23 protein-coding genes, 1 tRNA gene and 1 pseudogene are annotated in these 17,120 nt (G+C 61.1%); 9 read left to right on the forward strand and 16 right to left on the reverse strand.

What is annotated here, in order from left to right; translation table 11 throughout:
* Window position 1: 1 nt before the first annotated feature.
* From EP165_RS16920 to EP165_RS16950, 7 genes are all read left to right on the forward strand, one after another.
* Entirely contained in the window at window positions 2–841 is an 840-nt protein-coding gene (locus tag EP165_RS16920; protein ID WP_127524000.1) for a biotin--[acetyl-CoA-carboxylase] ligase, read from the forward strand.
* Between the two features lie 9 nt (window positions 842–850).
* Window positions 851–2,524: a ribonuclease J gene (locus EP165_RS16925; protein ID WP_127524001.1), complete on the forward strand. Its 1,674-nt coding sequence runs from the start codon at window positions 851–853 to the stop codon at window positions 2,522–2,524.
* Window positions 2,525–2,648: 124 nt separating this feature from the next.
* Window positions 2,649–3,053, forward strand: coding sequence for a methylmalonyl-CoA epimerase (gene mce, locus EP165_RS16930; RefSeq protein ID WP_127524002.1), 405 nt, complete (start codon window positions 2,649–2,651; stop codon window positions 3,051–3,053).
* A complete protein-coding gene (locus EP165_RS16935) occupies window positions 3,050–3,316 on the forward strand; it encodes a DUF1467 family protein (protein WP_127524003.1) in 267 nt (88 codons plus the stop codon). The genes mce and EP165_RS16935 overlap by 4 nt, the downstream gene beginning before the upstream one ends.
* Before the next feature lie 410 nt (window positions 3,317–3,726).
* Complete coding sequence (gene proS / locus EP165_RS16940) at window positions 3,727–5,052, forward strand: proline--tRNA ligase (RefSeq protein WP_127524004.1); 1,326 nt, start codon at window positions 3,727–3,729, stop codon at window positions 5,050–5,052.
* Window positions 5,049–6,329, forward strand: coding sequence for a lipoprotein-releasing ABC transporter permease subunit (locus EP165_RS16945; protein ID WP_127524005.1), 1,281 nt, complete (start codon window positions 5,049–5,051; stop codon window positions 6,327–6,329). Before proS ends, EP165_RS16945 begins: the two co-directional genes overlap by 4 nt.
* Window positions 6,326–7,009 carry an ABC transporter ATP-binding protein gene (locus EP165_RS16950; RefSeq protein WP_127524006.1) on the forward strand — a complete coding sequence of 228 codons (684 nt, stop codon included), beginning with the start codon at window positions 6,326–6,328 and terminating at the stop codon, window positions 7,007–7,009. The genes EP165_RS16945 and EP165_RS16950 overlap by 4 nt, the downstream gene beginning before the upstream one ends.
* Window positions 7,010–7,304: 295 nt before the next feature.
* On the opposite strand, the gene ggt is transcribed toward EP165_RS16950, so the two are convergent.
* Both ggt and lipB read right to left on the reverse strand, forming a co-directional pair.
* Complete coding sequence (gene ggt / locus EP165_RS16955) at window positions 7,305–9,059, reverse strand: gamma-glutamyltransferase (protein ID WP_127524007.1); 1,755 nt, start codon at window positions 9,057–9,059, stop codon at window positions 7,305–7,307.
* Window positions 9,060–9,079: 20 nt separating this feature from the next.
* Entirely contained in the window at window positions 9,080–9,790 is a 711-nt protein-coding gene (gene lipB, locus EP165_RS16960) for a lipoyl(octanoyl) transferase LipB (RefSeq protein ID WP_127524008.1), read from the reverse strand.
* 195 nt (window positions 9,791–9,985) lie between these two features.
* Here lipB and EP165_RS16965 point away from each other — a divergent pair.
* Window positions 9,986–10,070, forward strand: a tRNA-Leu gene (locus EP165_RS16965).
* Between the two features lie 145 nt (window positions 10,071–10,215).
* Here the strand turns inward: EP165_RS16965 and EP165_RS20800 are convergent.
* From EP165_RS20800 to EP165_RS16975, 3 genes and pseudogenes are all read right to left on the reverse strand, one after another.
* Window positions 10,216–11,166 (reverse strand): annotated as a pseudogene (locus EP165_RS20800) (tyrosine-type recombinase/integrase); the annotation flags it as partial.
* An 8-nt stretch (window positions 11,167–11,174) separates the two neighbouring features.
* Complete coding sequence (locus EP165_RS20450) at window positions 11,175–11,348, reverse strand: hypothetical protein (RefSeq protein WP_164743073.1); 174 nt, start codon at window positions 11,346–11,348, stop codon at window positions 11,175–11,177.
* A 216-nt stretch (window positions 11,349–11,564) separates the two neighbouring features.
* Entirely contained in the window at window positions 11,565–12,026 is a 462-nt protein-coding gene (locus EP165_RS16975) for a hypothetical protein (protein WP_127524009.1), read from the reverse strand.
* Between the two features lie 211 nt (window positions 12,027–12,237).
* Between EP165_RS16975 and EP165_RS16980 the strand changes: the two genes are divergently transcribed.
* The gene (locus EP165_RS16980) at window positions 12,238–12,564 is read left to right on the forward strand and encodes a hypothetical protein (protein WP_127524010.1); all 327 of its coding nucleotides are present in this window, start codon (window positions 12,238–12,240) and stop codon (window positions 12,562–12,564) included.
* A gap of 189 nt (window positions 12,565–12,753) precedes the next feature.
* On the opposite strand, the gene EP165_RS16985 is transcribed toward EP165_RS16980, so the two are convergent.
* The 11 genes from EP165_RS16985 to EP165_RS20565 form a co-directional block, all read right to left on the reverse strand.
* On the reverse strand, window positions 12,754–13,107 hold the full coding sequence (locus tag EP165_RS16985; protein ID WP_127524011.1) for a hypothetical protein: 354 nt from the start codon (window positions 13,105–13,107) through the stop codon (window positions 12,754–12,756).
* A complete protein-coding gene (locus tag EP165_RS16990) occupies window positions 13,100–13,723 on the reverse strand; it encodes a hypothetical protein (RefSeq protein WP_127524012.1) in 624 nt (207 codons plus the stop codon). Before EP165_RS16990 ends, EP165_RS16985 begins: the two co-directional genes overlap by 8 nt.
* The gene (locus EP165_RS16995; protein WP_127524013.1) at window positions 13,724–14,152 is read right to left on the reverse strand and encodes an HNH endonuclease; all 429 of its coding nucleotides are present in this window, start codon (window positions 14,150–14,152) and stop codon (window positions 13,724–13,726) included.
* Entirely contained in the window at window positions 14,149–14,556 is a 408-nt protein-coding gene (locus EP165_RS17000) for a hypothetical protein (RefSeq protein ID WP_127524014.1), read from the reverse strand. Before EP165_RS17000 ends, EP165_RS16995 begins: the two co-directional genes overlap by 4 nt.
* A complete protein-coding gene (locus EP165_RS17005; RefSeq protein ID WP_127524015.1) occupies window positions 14,556–14,801 on the reverse strand; it encodes a hypothetical protein in 246 nt (81 codons plus the stop codon). The genes EP165_RS17000 and EP165_RS17005 overlap by 1 nt, the downstream gene beginning before the upstream one ends.
* Entirely contained in the window at window positions 14,798–15,238 is a 441-nt protein-coding gene (locus tag EP165_RS17010; RefSeq protein ID WP_127524016.1) for a hypothetical protein, read from the reverse strand. The genes EP165_RS17005 and EP165_RS17010 overlap by 4 nt, the downstream gene beginning before the upstream one ends.
* A 1-nt stretch (window position 15,239) precedes the next feature.
* On the reverse strand, window positions 15,240–15,551 hold the full coding sequence (locus EP165_RS17015) for a hypothetical protein (protein WP_127524017.1): 312 nt from the start codon (window positions 15,549–15,551) through the stop codon (window positions 15,240–15,242).
* 5 nt (window positions 15,552–15,556) lie between these two features.
* A complete protein-coding gene (locus tag EP165_RS17020; RefSeq protein ID WP_127524018.1) occupies window positions 15,557–16,267 on the reverse strand; it encodes an ERF family protein in 711 nt (236 codons plus the stop codon).
* A 151-nt stretch (window positions 16,268–16,418) separates the two neighbouring features.
* Entirely contained in the window at window positions 16,419–16,544 is a 126-nt protein-coding gene (locus EP165_RS20770; RefSeq protein WP_281040021.1) for a hypothetical protein, read from the reverse strand.
* Window positions 16,537–16,887 (reverse strand): hypothetical protein, encoded by a 351-nt coding sequence (locus EP165_RS17025; RefSeq protein WP_127524019.1) that lies wholly within the window; start codon window positions 16,885–16,887, stop codon window positions 16,537–16,539. Before EP165_RS17025 ends, EP165_RS20770 begins: the two co-directional genes overlap by 8 nt.
* Window positions 16,884–17,120: hypothetical protein (locus tag EP165_RS20565; protein WP_206075934.1), on the reverse strand; the 237-nt coding region annotated here is incomplete at its 5' end. The genes EP165_RS17025 and EP165_RS20565, both read right to left, overlap by 4 nt.

The following is a 17,120-nucleotide window of genomic DNA, read 5'->3' on the forward strand; positions in this document are numbered from 1 at the left end:
GATGGATTTCAGGCTCGCGCCAACCGCCGAAGCTGAGGGCTACCGCCTGGAGGCTTTTGAAACGGTCGGCTCAACCAATGCGCTTGCGCTGGAACGCGCCGCAGAAGGCGACGCTGGCAAACTCTGGCTAGTATCCGACTGTCAGGAGAGCGGTCGCGGCAGGCGCGGCCGGGCCTGGGCGACGCCCAAGGGCAATCTCGCCGCAACGCTGCTTCTCACCGGTATCGAAGATCTGAGTATGTCTTCCACACTGGGTTTTGTGGCCGGCCTGGCATTGGGCGATGCGCTGGACGCGGTCGCGCCCGAAGCCGATGTTGCCATAGGTATTGACGGGGCCGGCGGCACGGGAGGTGCACGCAGCCCGCGCTTCGAGCTGAAATGGCCCAACGACGTGTTGGCAAAAGGCGCCAAGATGGCGGGTATCCTGCTGGAATCCGGCCGGTTGTCCGATGGCCGCTACGCTCTCGCGATCGGTATAGGTGTCAATGTGGTGGGCCATCCCTCCGACACACCATATCCGGCGACCTCGATTTCGGAACTGGGCGGACGCAGCACCGCCGCAGAGCTTTTTCTGGCTTTGTCGGATGCCTGGGTCGACAATATGCGCGGCTGGAATTCGGGCCGCGGCCTGCAGGTGATCCGGGATCGCTGGCTGAAAAGGGCGGCAGGTGTAGGCTCGGAAGTCGCGGTGCGATTGCATGGCGACATACTTCGCGGCACATTCGAGACTATCGACAATGAGTGCCGGCTCGTTGTGCGCGACCGGGCAGGGCGGACCCACCGCATTGCGGCAGGCGATGTTCATTTCGGCGCGGTGGCTTCGGCAGGCGCGGCAGGTTAAAGCGGGATCATGGCAGGCAAGAACAAAGAAGCAGAACTGGTCTTTTGTCCGCTCGGCGGCGTCGGCGAAATCGGCATGAACTTCGCCCTTTATGGATTCGGCCCGCCAAACAAGCGCGAATGGATCATCGTCGATTGCGGTGTGACGTTTCCCGATGCCACGCTGCCGGGCGTCGATCTGGTGCTTCCCGACATCCGCTTCATCGAGGAAGAGCTGGAGAATCTGCGCGGCATGGTGATCACGCACGCGCATGAAGATCATTACGGCGCGCTGCTGGCGCTTTGGCCGCGCCTCAAGGTCGAAACCTGGATGACGCCCTTCACGGCCGGCCTGCTGGAGGCCAAACGCCAGGGTGAGCGCGGCGCGCCCGATATTCCGGTGAAGATCTACAATGCGGGCGAAACCTTCCAGGTCGGTCCGTTCCAGGTCGAAGCGGTCGCGGTTACGCATTCCATCCCCGAACCGGTTTCGCTGGCCATCACCTCGCCGCTGGGCACGGTGATCCATACTGGCGACTGGAAGATCGATCCGGAGCCCGAGATAGGTCCGCTTATCGACGAGCATCGCTTCAAGCAGCTCGGCGATGCGGGCGTGCTGGCGCTGATGTGCGATTCCACCAACGCCATGCGCGACGGTGAATCGCCCTCGGAAGAAGCAGTCGGCCGTTCCTTGCGCAAGCTGATTGAGGAAGCCGAGGGTCGCGTTGCGATCACCACTTTCTCTTCCAATGTCGGTCGCATTCGTTCAATCGCGGAAGCTGCGCGCGATGCCGGCCGCAAGGTGCTGGTTCTGGGCCGTTCGATGAAACGTGTCATCGATGTCGCCGGCGAACTGGGTTACCTCGATGGTCTGCCGCCATTCGTGTCGGAGGAGGATTACGGTTACATCCCGCGCGATGAGATGACGATCATTTGCACGGGCAGCCAGGGCGAGTCGCGCGCCGCCCTCGCCAAGCTCGCACGTGAGGAGATGCGCGATCTGGCGCTGACCGCGGGCGACACGGTGATCTATTCATCGCGTGTGATCCCGGGAAACGAAAAGGCGATCCTGGCGGTCAAGAACGGGCTGATCGAGATGGGCATCCGCGTTATCGAGGATGACGATGCGCTGGTGCATGTGTCCGGCCATCCGCGCCGGAATGAACTCAAACGTATGTATGAATGGACGCGGCCGGATATCGTCGTCCCCGTGCATGGCGAGGCGGCCCATCTGGTCGCACAGGGTTCGCTGGCTGCGACCAGCGGTGTCCCCAATGTCGCGCAGGTGCGCAACGGAGATATGCTGCGGCTGGCGCCGGGCGCGCCCGAGATCATCGACCAGGTCCCATTCGGCCGCATTTACAAGGACGGCGACCTGATCGGATCGGAAGAGGCGATGGGCGTGCGCGAAAGGCGCAAGCTTTCGTTCGCAGGTCATGTATCGGTGAATGTCATTCTCGACGACCGTTATGAACTCGCCGACGAACCGGATCTCGTGGCAATCGGCGTCGCCAAGGCGGATGAGGCGGGGGTCGACCTTGAAGATATCATGATCGAAGCGGCGGAAAGCGCGGTGAACAGCATACCGCGTGCGAGGCGCAAGGACCTCGATCTTGTGGCCGAAGCGGTTCGCCGCGCGGTGCGCAATGCCTCCGATGACGCCTGGGGCAAAAAGCCGATTGCAACCGTTTTTGTTACGCGGTGAATTGTGAATGGATGTTCAGTGCACTGCATAGCGCCATAAACGACGCGGGGGCCGCCGGTCGGGCCTTCGGTGACTTGCTGCTCACCATTCACTGTTGACCACTCACTGCTCAACCGGAGCAACCATGCTTGGACGCCTCAACCACGTCGCTATCGCCGTCCCCGATCTCGAAGCTGCCGTCGCCTCGTACCGCGATCGGCTTGGCGCAGCGGTATCGGCCCCGCAGGCCTTGCCCGAACATGGCGTGACGGTGGTGTTCGTGGAACTCGCCAACACCAAGGTCGAACTGCTGGAGCCTCTGGGCGAGGGCTCGCCGATAGCTGCGTTCCTGGAGCGCAACTCTGCCGGCGGCATGCACCACATCTGCTACGAAGTGGATGACATTATCGCGGCGCGCGACCAGCTCAGGGCCGGAGGCGCCCGTGTGCTGGGCGACGGCGAGCCGAAGACCGGTGCGCATGGCAAGCCGGTTCTGTTTCTGCACCCGAAGGATTTTCAGGGCACGCTGGTGGAGCTTGAACAGATATGAGCTGGATTTCGGCTGTGGCCATCTATTTCATCATCTGGTGGGTGGTGCTCTTCGTGGCGCTGCCCTTCGGCTTGCAAACGCAGGACGAGGATCATGACGTCACGTTGGGGACTGTGCCGAGCGCACCGCGCGGCCCGCATGTCGCCCGTGCTCTGCTCAGAACCACCATCGTTTCGGCTCTGATTTTTGCGCTGTTTTATGTCGCGGTCGTCGTATTCGATTTTGGGCTGGATAGCCTGCCGCGTATCGCGCCGACCCGCTGAGCGCTGCAGGACCGAACTTTCAACTGCACAAAAAAAATGCAAGGCATAAAGCCTTGCAGTTAAACGCGTCCGATCCTTCTCCATTTATGGCGGCTGCGAGTTATCGCGCCTGGATCGCATCCTCCCAAGACTTTGACCGCGTATGGGAACGGAATTGATTTTCCGCCCTCTCGTTATGCGCGGAACACTAGACCAACAGCGTTTCTAAAGTCACGAAAAATGTTGCTTTCAGAATGAGCTTTCTGTGCTGCAATGCACAATTATTCTCCAATCTCTGCTTCCTGTTCGGGCACTTCGTGCGTGCAAGGGTTCGGGTTCCCATGCTGCCATGAAATAGCTATGAAGCGCATGCACCTGGATCGCGCCTGCTGCGATTCTCGAGCCTGAAATTTCACACACATGGACATTCGATGCGACTGTCGCGCTACTTCCTGCCCATCCTGAAAGAAACTCCGCGTGAGGCCGAAATCGTTTCGCATCGGCTGATGCTGCGCGCCGGCATGATCCGCCAGCAGGCAGCAGGTTCATTTTCCTGGCTGCCGCTTGGAAAGCGCGTGCTCGACAAGGTGTGCCGCATCATTCGCGAGGAGCAGGACCGTTCGGGCGCTCAGGAAATCCTGATGCCGACGATCCAGTCCGCCGACCTTTGGCGCGAGAGCGATCGCTACGACGACTACGGCAAGGAGATGCTGCGCATCACCGACCGCCACGAGCGCGATATGCTGTACGGTCCGACCAACGAGGAGATGGTGACGGATATCTTCCGTGCCTATGTAAAATCGTATCGCGACTTGCCGCTCAACCTCTACCACATCCAGTGGAAGTTCCGCGACGAGGTGCGCCCCCGCTTCGGCGTCATGCGCAGCCGCGAATTCCTGATGAAGGACGCCTATTCTTTCGACCTCGACTACGAGGGCGCAAGGGCGGCCTACAACCGCATGTTCGTGGCCTATCTGCGCACTTTCGAACGCGTCGGCATGAAAGCCATTCCGATGCGTGCGGAGACCGGCCCGATCGGCGGCGATCTCAGCCACGAGTTCATCATCCTTGCCGACACCGGCGAAAGCGCCGTCTTCTGCCATCGCGACTATCTGGATATCGCTGTGCCGGGCGCGGACGTGAATTTCGGCGATGACGCGACGATTGCGAAGATCGTCAGCGACTGGACCGCGCCCTATGCGGCCACCGATGAAATGCATGACGAGGAAGCCTGGTCGAAAGTCGCCGACGGCGACAGGCTCGCCGCGCGCGGCATCGAGGTTGGCCACATCTTTCACTTCGGCGACAAATACTCCAAGCCGATGAAGGCGAGCGTGACCGGCCCCGACGGCAAGGAACATTTCGTTTCCATGGGCTCCTACGGCATCGGCCCGAGCCGGCTCGTGGCTGCGATCATCGAGGCGAGCCATGACGACAACGGCATTATCTGGCCGGCATCTGTGGCCCCATTCGACGTGGCGCTCATCAATATGAAACCGGGCGACGCGGATTGCGACCGCGTTGCGGGTGAGGTGGAAGCCGCGCTTCAGGCCGTGGGCATGGACGTGCTCTACGACGACACCGACCAGCGCGCTGGCGGCAAATTTGCCACCGCCGACCTGATCGGCCTGCCGTGGCAGGTGATCGTCGGGCCGCGCAGTGCCGCGGCCGGTGAGGTCGAGATCAAGAACCGGGCGACCGGCGAGCGCGATACCGTGCCCGCCGCCAATGTCGTGGCAAGGCTGAACGCCGGATGAGCGAAACCGCAACCGCAGCCGGCGCCGGGCCGTTTTCGGCTTTCGAGCGCATGATGGCCTGGCGCTATCTGCGCTCGCGCCGCAAGGAGGCGGTGATTTCGGTTATCGCCTCGATCTCCTTTGTCGGCATCATGCTCGGCGTCGCAACGCTGATCATCGTCATGGCGGTGATGAACGGTTTCCGGACCGAACTTCTGACCCGCATCCTGGGCATCAACGGCCATCTCATCCTGCAGCCGATCGACCGGCCGCTGGACGACTATGCCGAGGTCGCGAAACGTATCGAAGGGGTCGAGGGCGTGAGCTACGCGATCCCGCTGATCGAAGGTCAGGCGCTTGCTTCCGGGCGCACAGGGCCCGGCACCGGTGCGCTGGTGCGCGGTGTGCGTGCGGAGGACCTGGAAAAGATCACGCTCGTCTGGAACAATGTGCGTCACGGCGAACTCGTCGGTTTCGCGGCGGGCGGGGGTGTGGCGATCGGCACCCGCATGGCGGACAATCTCGGCCTAACCGTTGGCGACCCGCTCACAATCGTAACGCCCGACGGCGACATAACCCCATTCGGCACCACGCCGCGCGTCAAGTCTTATCCCGTCACCGCTATCTTCGAGATCGGTATGTCGGAATATGACAGCTCGGTCGTCTTTATGCCGTTTGAGGAGGCCCAGCTCTATTTCAATCAGGAGGGCGTGGCGCAGTCGATCGAGGTTTTCGTGGACGACCCTGACGACATCGCCGACCTGCAACCGACGATCACGGATGCCGCGCAGCGTCAGCTCTTCTCAATTGACTGGCGCCAGCGCAACCAGACCTTCTTCTCCGCGCTCCAGGTGGAACGCAATGTGATGTTCATGATCCTGACGCTGATCGTTCTGGTGGCCGCGCTCAACATCATTTCGGGCATGATCATGCTGGTGAAGGACAAGGGCCGCGACATCGCGATCCTGCGCACCATGGGTGCCACAAGCGGCTCGGTTCTGCGCATTTTCCTGATGACCGGGGCGGCGATCGGTGTCACCGGCACGATCGCCGGCGTGATCCTTGGTGTGGTTGTGTGCCTTAATGTGGAATCCATCCGCCAGTTTCTGTCCTGGCTGTCGGACACTACGCTGTTCAACCCCGAGCTCTATTTCCTGTCGCAGCTGCCGGCGAAAATGGACTCAACGGAGACCGTCATGGTCATCCTGATGGCCCTGCTTCTTTCATTCGCCGCGACCGTCTTTCCGGCATGGCGGGCAGCGAAACTCGATCCGGTCGACGCGCTGAGGTACGAATGAGCGCCAATCACGCGCTGGAGCTTCGCGACGTAAAGCGCCACTATCATCAGGGGGCGCGCACGCTCGCCGTGCTCGACGACGCCAATCTGGCCATCGAACCAGGCGAGATGGTGGCGCTGGTAGCGCCCTCAGGCGCCGGTAAATCGACGCTGCTGCATCTGGCCGGTCTGCTCGAACAGCCTGACGGCGGCGATGTTTTCGTCGGCGGTACAGCCTGCGGCCGCCTTTCGGATGATGAGCGAACGGCGATCCGCCGCAACCAGATCGGATTCGTCTACCAGTTCCATCACCTGCTGCCGGAATTCTCCGCGCTCGAAAACATCATGATCCCCCAGCTGGTGCGCGGCCTCACCGAGGCCGAAGCAACCGAACGCGCGACGCAGCTTCTGGACTATATGAAGATCGGCCACCGCGCCGATCATCGGCCGCCGGAATTGTCAGGCGGCGAACAGCAGCGTGTGGCGATTGCGCGCGCGGTGGCGAATGCGCCTCTGCTGCTTCTGGCCGACGAACCGACCGGCAATCTCGATCCGCAGACCGCCGGTTACGTGTTCGATGCGCTGGAAGCGCTGGTTCAGCAGTCGGGTCTTTCCGCCTTGATCGTCACCCACAATTACGATCTTGCTGCCCGCATGGACCGCCGCGTGACAATCGCCGAGGGCAAGATCAAACCAGCCTGACCGCACTAGGTCGGGTCGCTGCCGAAGGGATGCCGCCAGCGGGACTCTGGCCGCCCACTCGATGCCTGTTAATGTCCGGTTTACCAACGAAACCGTGCCGCGGTGCGCTGGCGGCTTGTGGCTTGACGAGTGAACAATAATAGAACAAAATACGTACATAACAGGATTTGGAGGATGTTATGGACGATTTTATCCAGGACGCGGCTTCCCTTTTGTCCATCGGCGGTTTTGTGCTCATCATGGCGATGTGGCTCGGCGCGATCTGATTTTTGAGGCGTGAAAGCGTCCCTCGCGCTTAGTCGCCGAGCACCACGCCTTCGCGGCGCGGGTCCGCGCCGCCCTCGAGTCCGTCTGCGGTGATAGCGATACCGTGCAGGCCCGAGTTCATGTCTCGAATGCTGACTTCATACCCAAGCGCTTCGAGTTCGGGCGCCAGTGCTTCGGCGGGTGTGCCCGCCTCGATGTCGTAGCGGCCGAAACGGTTGGCCAGATGCGGCAGCGAAATCGCCTGCTGCATATCCATGTTCCAGTCGATCAGCGCGATGATGGTCCTGGCGACATAGGGGATGATGGCGCTGCCGCCGGGCGACCCCAGTGCAAATATCGGCTTGCCGTCTTTCAGGACGATGGTCGGTGACATGGACGAGCGTGGCCGTTTGCCGGGCTCGACGCGGTTCGCGACATCCGCACCGTCCGACTGCGGGCGGAACGAGAAGTCGGTGAGCTGGTTGTTGAGCAGGAAGCCCGCCGCCATCTGGCGCGAGCCGAACGCGTTTTCGATCGAGCTTGTCATGGACGCAATGTTGCCGGCGCTGTCCATGATCGTGAAATGCGATGTCGACAGCATTTCGAAGCTGAACCCGTCGATCCTGAGTTCCGCTTTCTTCCATGGCGGTTCGCCGGCGCCGACTGCGTCGCCGTGCAGGGCATCAGGGCGCCGCACCAGCGCTGCGCGGTCCTTCAGATACGCCGGATCGAGAAGTCCTTCAGGCAGATCGACGAAATCGCTGTCGGCCATGTAGCGGCCACGGTCGGCAAAAGCGAGGCGGGTCGCGTCTGCGATGATGCGCCAGCTTTCCGGATCGTCCGGTCCAAGCGTTGCGATGTCGAAATGCGACACCATGCCGAGTATCTGGCCGATTGTGAGCGCACCGGAGGAGGGCGGTCCCATGCCGCAGACTTCGTAACCGCGATATGGCGGACAGACGGCTGAGCGCTCCTTCGCTTCGTAGGCTGAAAGGTCGGGCGCTGCGAGCAGTCCAGGGTTCGCCGGGTGTGCCGCAACCGCCGCCACGATCTGGTCGGCGATCGGCCCCTCGTAAAAAGCTTTGGCTCCACCGCTCGCCAGCGCGGCAAGCGTCTCCGCATAGTCCGGGTTGCTCAGGATCGCGCCCACGGCCGGCGGAGCGCCGGCGTCATCGAGAAAATAGTCGCGGGCTGCCGCCTGGCCGACGATCCGCTCACGGTCGCCGGCGATCAGCGCATTGAGGCGCGGCGTGACGGCGAAACCGCGGCGGGCAAGTTCGATGGCCGGTTGAAGTACCTCGGCCCATGCAAGCTTGCCGTGGCTGTCATGTATCTTCGCCATCAGTGCAACCACGCCAGGCGTACCGACCGAGCGTCCGCCGACCACGGCATCGAAGAACTTCAGTGGTTCGCCATTCGCGCCCAGAAAAAGCTCCGGCGTAGCCGCGGCAGGCGCCGTTTCGCGCCCGTCGATAGTGGTCACGGTGCCGTATGCGGCGTCATACCAGACGAGAAACGCACCGCCGCCAAGCCCGGAGGATTGCGGCTCGACAAGTCCAAGTACCGTCTGCACCGCCACCAATGCATCCGCGGCGCTGCCGCCGGCACGCAAGATTTCGACGCCAGCCTGTGCTGCGAGCGGGTGAGCGGCGGCCACCATCTGCCGCTCGGCGCGAACGATCTGCCGCGTGGAGCTGCCGGTGGCGGCTTCGGGTGCAACGGCGTCCGCTGCCTGCTGGGCGGGGGCGTTGGTTGAAACACAAAGGGTGAGGGCGCAGACGAACGAAACGAAAAGGCGTTGCATGGCTTTCACTCCCTGTCGGTTCAGCCTGCCACGGGTCCGAACACCTCTTCGAAGGCCGCTTTCAGGTGCTGGTCGAACTCCGGCATGGTGATCGGCAGGCCGAGATCGACCAGGCTGGTGACACCGTGTTCGCGCACGCCACACGGCACGATGCCGCCGAAATGCGACAGTTCCGGCTCGATATTTATTGCGATGCCGTGAAAGCTCACCCAGCGCCGCAGTCGAATGCCGATGGCGGCAATCTTGTCTTCCGCAGCCGCACCACCAGGTAGCGGCGGCTTGTCCGGCCGGACGACCCAGACACCCACCCGGTCGTTGCGGATTTCGCCGCGCACATTGACGCGGTCGAGCGCGCCGATGAGCCAGCTTTCCAGCGCGCCGACAAATGCACGTACATCCTGTCGCCGTCGCTTGAGGTCTAGCATAACATAGGCCACGCGCTGGCCGGGGCCGTGATAGGTGTATTCGCCGCCGCGACCGGTTTCGAAAACGGGAAACGCACCGGGATCGACGAGGTCGGCCGGTTTTGCGCTGGTGCCGGCGGTGTAAAGCGGCGGGTGCTCGACAAGCCAGACCCGTTCGCGCGCTTCGCCGGCATGGATTGCCGCGGCCAGCAGCTCCATCGTTTCAACGGCGGTTTCGTACTGTGTCAGGCCGGGTGCAACGACCCACTCCACGGGCGGCGAGCCGGCGGCGGCAAAGAAAGTGGAACTGGCCAGTCGGTCGAGCATGCAAACACTCCGGACGTACCGACATATGGCGCTTTACACTCCTTACGTCCACCCGCCGCTTTGGCGAGGCGCTTTGCCGGATGGGGTTTGAATCGCGTGCGCGGAAAAGCCGACTGGCATGCCCTCATCGCACTTGTTTTGAGGTATTCGATTTGCTACACGCGCCGAGCCGGTCGAACCGGCAGTCTACGGCGTGCGGTCGTGGCGGAATTGGTAGACGCGCAGCGTTGAGGTCGCTGTGGGGCAACCCGTGGAAGTTCGAGTCTTCTCGACCGCACCATAGGCTTTTCCAGGCCAATCAACTCACTGATTTTTCTTGCTGTTTTTTTTGCGTTTGGGCGCGCGCCTGCCGCATTTGGGCGCAACGTGTTCCTGATCTTTTCCGCTGCACCCTCGGCCATGCGCTTGCGCTCTGCATTCTTCGAATAGTGGGCGGCCATCGCCGAGCCGCGCACCCATCCGAATATTGATTCCAGTTCGCCATCCGATAGACCGGCTTCGGCATAGGCCGTCGCTGCGTATTTTCGCAGCCCGTGCGCCGATTTTTGCACCCCTGCCGCCCGGCAAGCCGCACGGAATGCATTGCCGAAGCTCTCTTTGGTGAAATTCCGACCCGTCTTCCCCACAATGAATGTCAGATCGCCTGTAGGCCCTTTCTCGATGGCCTCCTGCATGGTGTCCAGAACGGGCACATAGGCCCACACGCCTTCCTTCTGCGTCTCGACTGCAATCATGCCGTCGCGAAGGTGCTGCCTGCCGAGAATGACGGCATCGCCTCTCCGGGCGCCGGTTCCGATCAACACCTCCAGCCAGACACGTTCGCTTGTGCCGAGTGCCCACGTTGCCCGATAGGCATCGACTTCCGCCTCCGACCAGATCTGAAAACCTGGCCCCTTGGGCCGGGGCGGATTCCTTACGCCGGCAGTTGGATCGGCCGATACGTGTCCGGCCTCCAATGCCCAGCGGAATAAGCCCCTCATGGCGTCCAGAAAATTCCTCGCCTGAGCTGGCGTAGCGGCGCGATCATCACGTCCGGCAATAATCGATTGTCGCGAAATATTGCGGTATGGTTTGTCACCGGCGCGCGCCATTATCCCTCTGAAAATGTTGTCTCTTTGCTTTCGCGTGGCTTTGGAAAAGCTGGCATAAATGGCCGTTTCGCGGTATCTTGCGATCAGCCATTCCAGCGTTCCCGCCGTGATGATTTTGCGTGTTGGCTCGCCGGAGGCGGCAAGCGCCGCCTGATATTTGACAATGAAATCATCGGCCCGGGGATCGGGCAAAGGAGTGCGCTTCCCTTTGCCGCGCCGGAAATAGTAATAGACGTGTCTGCCGCTTCGCTGGACGTTAACATAGGGAGGCAGTTTCCGGGGCATGTCGAAGGTCAAAGCCGTATGACCTCCGCATCGTCAATTGCCCGCTCTTTCTGTGCGAGAGTTGCGGGGATAAGGCGGATAACCTTCTCGCCCACCTTGATCTCTATAACGCCGCCCTCAGCCTCAGCCGCCTTCAAGAGCGTCTGAGCTTCGCGCTGAGTGAGCGGCAAGGCCCGTGTCATCTGCGCTTGTCCTGGGTGGGGCGGATCAAGGATTTTGCATCGCCGCACAGCGGGCAATTCAGCGTCATATCAGTGCGTGTGAGCGTGATCTTGCCGCAACAACGGTGTGAGGGACGCTTGGCGGCACAGTGAGCACGTACAACCGTATCGCGGATCGAGGTATAAACCTCAGCCTCCTTAGCCCGGACGGGCGTTGGCGTGAGGCACGAATTGATTTCAGGCCGTGCCATCTACCCTTCCTCCATAGAACCGGAGAAGGGCGAGCAGCAGAGCGATGGCGGGGGTTGGCCCGAACGAATAGTCATGGTCTGACGTGATGACGCCCTTCTGTCGAACCTGTGCGGCGAATGGGTGTTGTTCCATGTCGGTTGTGCCCGCGCCCCATGTCCATCCCGGCCGCATCTTCTCAACAAGAGCGATAGCCGCGTCGAGCGAGGCGGTGTAGGCGGGCACGGGCGGATTGTGGTATCCCTCGCACTGAAAGTTGCGGCTGTACTCGCCGGGGTCTATGGTCCCGAGAACGCATTCATCGTGAGGCGGGCGCGTCGAACGCGCAAGAATGAACCTGTCGCTCTCGCGAACAGTTCGGCCATCGAAGTGCGCCCATATGAGGCAGTCGATTTCCCGATCCGGCCTTTCCAGCTTCTCCAGCCGCTCAATAAGCTCTTTCCTATCCATCAGACTGTTCCTTGAGTGCTTCACGGCCTGTGGGTTGAAACTCGCCGCACCATGATTGCTGATGGACCATGGGCCATGCGTCGTTGAGAAACTTGCCACTCGGAGATGCTTCGGCGGGCCGCCCGCCCATTGATGTTCCGCGACTAAGCACCCATGCCGAAGGGGCGAAGGGTGGGAAGCGACGGCAGTACCCTCCGCCCATCGCGAATCCATGATCATCGCGCGCAGCCCAAAAGCGACAGTTGCCGCATTCTTCCGTCAGCTTCATTTACCGGCCCTCCGGGTTGAGGGAGCGGTCCTTGAATGCGTCGACAACTTCGGCGCGCATTCGTTCTATTTGGCGCTCAACCTCGCGGAGCGGTCTCAGCACGGCGTCACGCTCTGCCCGCTTTCGAACGTGGCGGGGGTGGATACGGGGTGCGTAACGCCCATCGATAGATGCAATCTGGCCGCGAACTTTGAGAAGCGCGGAGACCAAACCGTCGCGCGCTCCAAGCAGTCGCGCAGATTCATTCTCCCGCGCGCTCATGACGGCTGACCTTCGAGAGCGGAGGCAGCTTCGTTCATAACTCGCGTGTCAGCGCCGCGACATTTATCAGGGCCATCCTCCGTTCCGCCGCATACCGGGCAGGGCTTACCTGAAAAGTCCTTGCAGTAGTCGGGCGAGCGCGTGTCAAAAGGGCATACCGGCAAAGACTGCCGCAACCGCTCCACTAGCTCTTTTATCTCAGCCACGATTGTCCCCCTTGTTGGTGAGGGTGCGGGCGCGGATGAAATGCTCGGCTCGCATGACGGCTATCCGCCCGCGAAGCTTGTTAGTCATTTCAATCAGGTCGTCGTCTCCCAGATCGTATCGAGACAGGGCCTCGCTAAACGGCCTCAGCCCCTCCCTCAGCGCCTTGTTCTCATCCGCAAGGGCGGTGATGAGGTCGGCGGCTTTGAAGGGAGTGTCATCACGCACAAGCGTTTCAACTGCGCTCGACGCGATCAGGGCGTCGTCGCATCGTGCCCACGTACCGGGCTTGCGAAGCGCCTTCACCACTGCCTCTACTGGCAGTGCTGGCTTTACGGGGTCAGGCATGGTCAGATTCCATCTGATCGATGTTGCAGCGGTGAACGGTGAAGGTGAGCGCTACAACCCATGGGTTCGCTTCCCAGCCGAAGCCACGCTTTTCGTTGAGGGAGTTCCAGAGGTCGCGGAACCAGTCGCACGGGTTCGGTCCATCGGCCATGTTCGGGAACTCGCAACCCTCGTCCATGGCGTCGCCACGGCTGATCTCCTGCACCCGCTGGACACGGACGTCGGTCACAGTGAGGGTGAGGCGCGATGCCCAGCGGGGCATGTAGCGCCCGTGGCGGTAGCGCCCGGCCTCTCGCATGGTCCACTTTGTTGGTCGCACCGAACCGTCCTCTTCGTACAGGACCGGCTCGCAATCGGCGATTAGGCTAGGGCGACATTCGTCCAGTCTGCTGTCCGCCCGCCAAGCCTCGCGGACATAGAGGCGGTCGCCGATGGCGTGCGTGCGTGGCCAGCGGTAAGGTGCACCGTGTTCGTCGTAGGCCGTTACGATCCCGTCGCGCACGAAGGCGGGCGGCTCGTCGCACCCCAAGTCCAGCATCCGCCTCGTCTGCGTCTTGCGGCCGTCGAGAAGTGCTCGGACCATCGGGCCGGAAAAGAGGATCGATCTATCAGCCATCTACTCCATCTCCTTTATTGACCGGGGCTGGGCGAAAAGCCGCTTAGGAGGCAGGCTTTGTGTTGCTCTCGCCTCTCGCTTTGCCTTGTGTGCGGATAGGCCAAAGCCTCTGCCTGGTATCTTCTGCTTGGGGCGGATGGCGCCGGTATGTTTCTGGCGGATGCGGGCCGTCTTTGATTTCTCGGCTACGTCTCGAGCGGTTTTGCTGACATGGCAACGCGCATGAACAGGCGCGAGATTGCTTTCGCGATGCTCTCCGCCGTTGATCATGGCGCGAACGTGATCCGCTTGCCAGGATTCCGCCACTTTGATCGGCAGCTTGCACAGGTGGCACTTGCCGTTGTCGCGGTCATAGACGCGCTGGCGCACTCGAGGCGGGATATTCTGCCCGTCATGCTTGGCTATCCATTCGGGGACGGGGCGGGTCACTCAACTTCCTCCGCCATGTATTTCGGATGCTGCGAAGTCATGTGTCGGTGAAGGTTTTGGAAAGAGCGATTGCAGCATGGGCATAGGCCTGCCGTGGCGCGTTTCTTCAGTTTGGTGATCTGGCCTTTGCGGGCGGATGCCGAGCGTTCGGCAGCTTCACGCAATTCGCGCTGGCGAGTAATTTCATCGTCCTTTTGCGCCAATCGCTGCTTTAACTGGTCACGTTCTCGCCGGACGGCTTCACGATCCCGGCGGCCTTCTCTGTAGCCACGAGAGTGACCGTTCGGGCACTGCCAGAACCCGCCCTCTTCGACGCAAGTATCGAACATCATCTTGGGGATGGCGTGCCAGACACCGCAGTTGCCACATTGGAGAACATGCAATTCAGTTGTGTCGCCGTACATCACCACGTTTCCCTTACCCGCGCCCTGTCTTTGTGATCAGGGAATAGCTTCACTAAATCCGCATGAATGATTTCACGCTTGGCCCTGATGATTGCTGCCGAGCCTCGCTTATGAGACTTCCTGCATTTGCGTAGGGCCATATCCAGTTCGGCCATACGCGGGTCGATCCGGTACAAAGCCTTTCTGGCTTTCCAGTTGGCCCAGCTGTTGATTGCGCGGCGTGTGAGAACGCGGAATCTGGTCATGCCGCCCTCCGTGCTTCCGGGTCTGTCAGGATGACGCCTTGCTCGGAAAAGTGCCGGTGAACGCCATCTAGGTATGCTGCTTTCTGTTTTGTGGTCATGATCCTCGTCACCCCGAAATCGAAGGGTTCCATCATCAGGGCCAGCTTTTGCGGGTAGGAAAGGGGCTTGACGATTTCGTCATACCGAAGCCGGAAAGCCTCGTTTTCACTCCGCAGGATCGGGACGCCGATGGTCAGTTTGCAATAGCCACGGGCTTCCTCTGCGGTGATGTCGCCCTTCTGCTCGGCAATTTCCTTCATCCAGAGCCGCTGTAGTTTGTTCTGTTCGGTCGAGCGGTGCTTACCCGCGACAATCGAAACCGTGAAAGGCAACTTCTGCCCTTCAAGCAATCGGACAAGCATTGCCCGGTCGTGCTCGGTTTCGACTATGCGGTCCATGTCACCGCCACTCGCAAAGGAAGGGCACTTCGTCATCCAGATCTGGCGCCGCGCCGCCATACGATCCCTGCGTGCGCGGGTCGTCGCGGTCGTACATGCCTTGCTCGCGCTGAATTTCGCGAGCGCGCTGTTCCTTCGGCTTGACCGTCAGGCTGTAGAACTTGGACCCGTCGCGGCTATTCGTTTTCAGCCAGCCGTTTATCCAATAGTCGGTTCCCTCGACGTTGATTGAACCAGCGATGTCCGGGTGGCTGTCCTTTTCCTTGCGGTCGTTCTTGGCGATGGTGCCGCGATTGGTGTTGTCGTAAGCCATGCGTCCTATCCTGCGTTTAGCGGGTGGTTGCGAAGATCGTGGCCGTTGGCTTCGATGGCGTCTCGTTCCGCCATGGCGCGCAATTCTTTCTCGGCCTTGTCGAATTCCTCAGCGGCAGCATCACACCAAGCGGTGGGCCATTTGTCGGCGACTGCTTTCTTTGACCAAGCCTGGCGCAAGGTATTGAGCCTGACCGGCGTGCCGCACTCGCGGATTTCTTTGGTCATCTCGGTCCAGACATCATCCCGTTTGAGCGATGCGCTGGACTGGCGCTTTGCTGTAGGTTCCGCGCCCTTGTCGTGTTCGCTTACGACTTCCGGGTCGTCGCCGGTTTCGATCTGGAACAGCTTGAACAGGACGTATTTATTCGCGCCGGTTATGGCCTTGTAGACGCCCTTGTCGCCTACCGCGCCGTTCTTAGCACGGTCATTTCCCATGCCTGCCGCGCCGATTTTCTCGGGCCAGACATCGCCGTCCTTGTGCGCCAGCGTGTATTCCATTTCGACGCTGACATTGCCGTGGTCATCGACCGGGGAAACCCTCTTGACCGAGGGGATGAGAAGCAAACCGGCCTCGAGCATCGCGGGACGCAATTTGTCGAGCAAATCGGCTTCGCCAGCATACTTGTAGCCGTGAAATGCGTTCTTGCCGGTTTTCTGCACATAGCCGACTTTCGACATGACCTCGTGCAGCGCTTTTGCTATTGTTGCAGACATCAGGCTTTCCTCATGAGGTAGTGCCGCCAGTACCAGCGGGCATTTCGGACAAGGCGCTTGACCTCATCGGGGCGGTTCGCGGCCTTCCATTCACGGGCTGTTTTCAGGAGCCCAAGAGCGCATTCGCGACAGGCGAGAGCGAAGCTCATCATCACCCTCCAATCCCATAGATGATGAAGCCGAGAGCGCCGCACACGCCAAACCAGACGATCATCTTCGCCGCGTCGTTGGCTATGTCGGCTATGATCTGATGGAGAGGATCTGTGCGCTCACGCATCTTCGTACTCCCGTTCATCAGCCCATTGGCTGGCATCAAAAAGCCCATCCCTGAGCGGTTCCATCATGCATTCCCGAATGCCCTTCACATCGAAACGGTCATCATTGCCGAGAGAGGCAGCGACAGACGAAACCGCCAGCGTGCAATCGAGCATGATTTCAGCAACACGCAGGGCCACGTTTTCAATGTAGTTGTGGGCTGAATCCCGCTGCCTTTGGACAGTCATCATCGATGCGACAGGCACCGAAGCCTCAAGCGCCTGCAATTCCCGGATGGCCTTGCGCAGATGTGCGCGGACTTCCTCTTGCGGGGTTGTGACGTGGTGCTGGTCGCAGATGGTCATTGGCCTGATACGGGGACCAGCTTCCCGTCCTTCGCGACATACGGTGTGTTGGGCTTGAGGCCACCCTTGCCGATGCACCCGGTGGCAAAGCCAACGCATTTGCCGTCCTTAAACTCAGCTAGGGAAATCCATGTGCCGTCCGCGCCGGAAACAGTGGTGCCAGGGCCGGCTGAAGCCACGACGCTGTTGGCGCCTTCGGCTGCGATCCGCGCGTAGTAGCCGCTGGAACCGAT

This window comes from Mesorhizobium sp. Z1-4 (genome assembly GCF_004000235.1).
Classification (GTDB): Bacteria; Pseudomonadota; Alphaproteobacteria; order Rhizobiales; family Rhizobiaceae; genus RCIO01.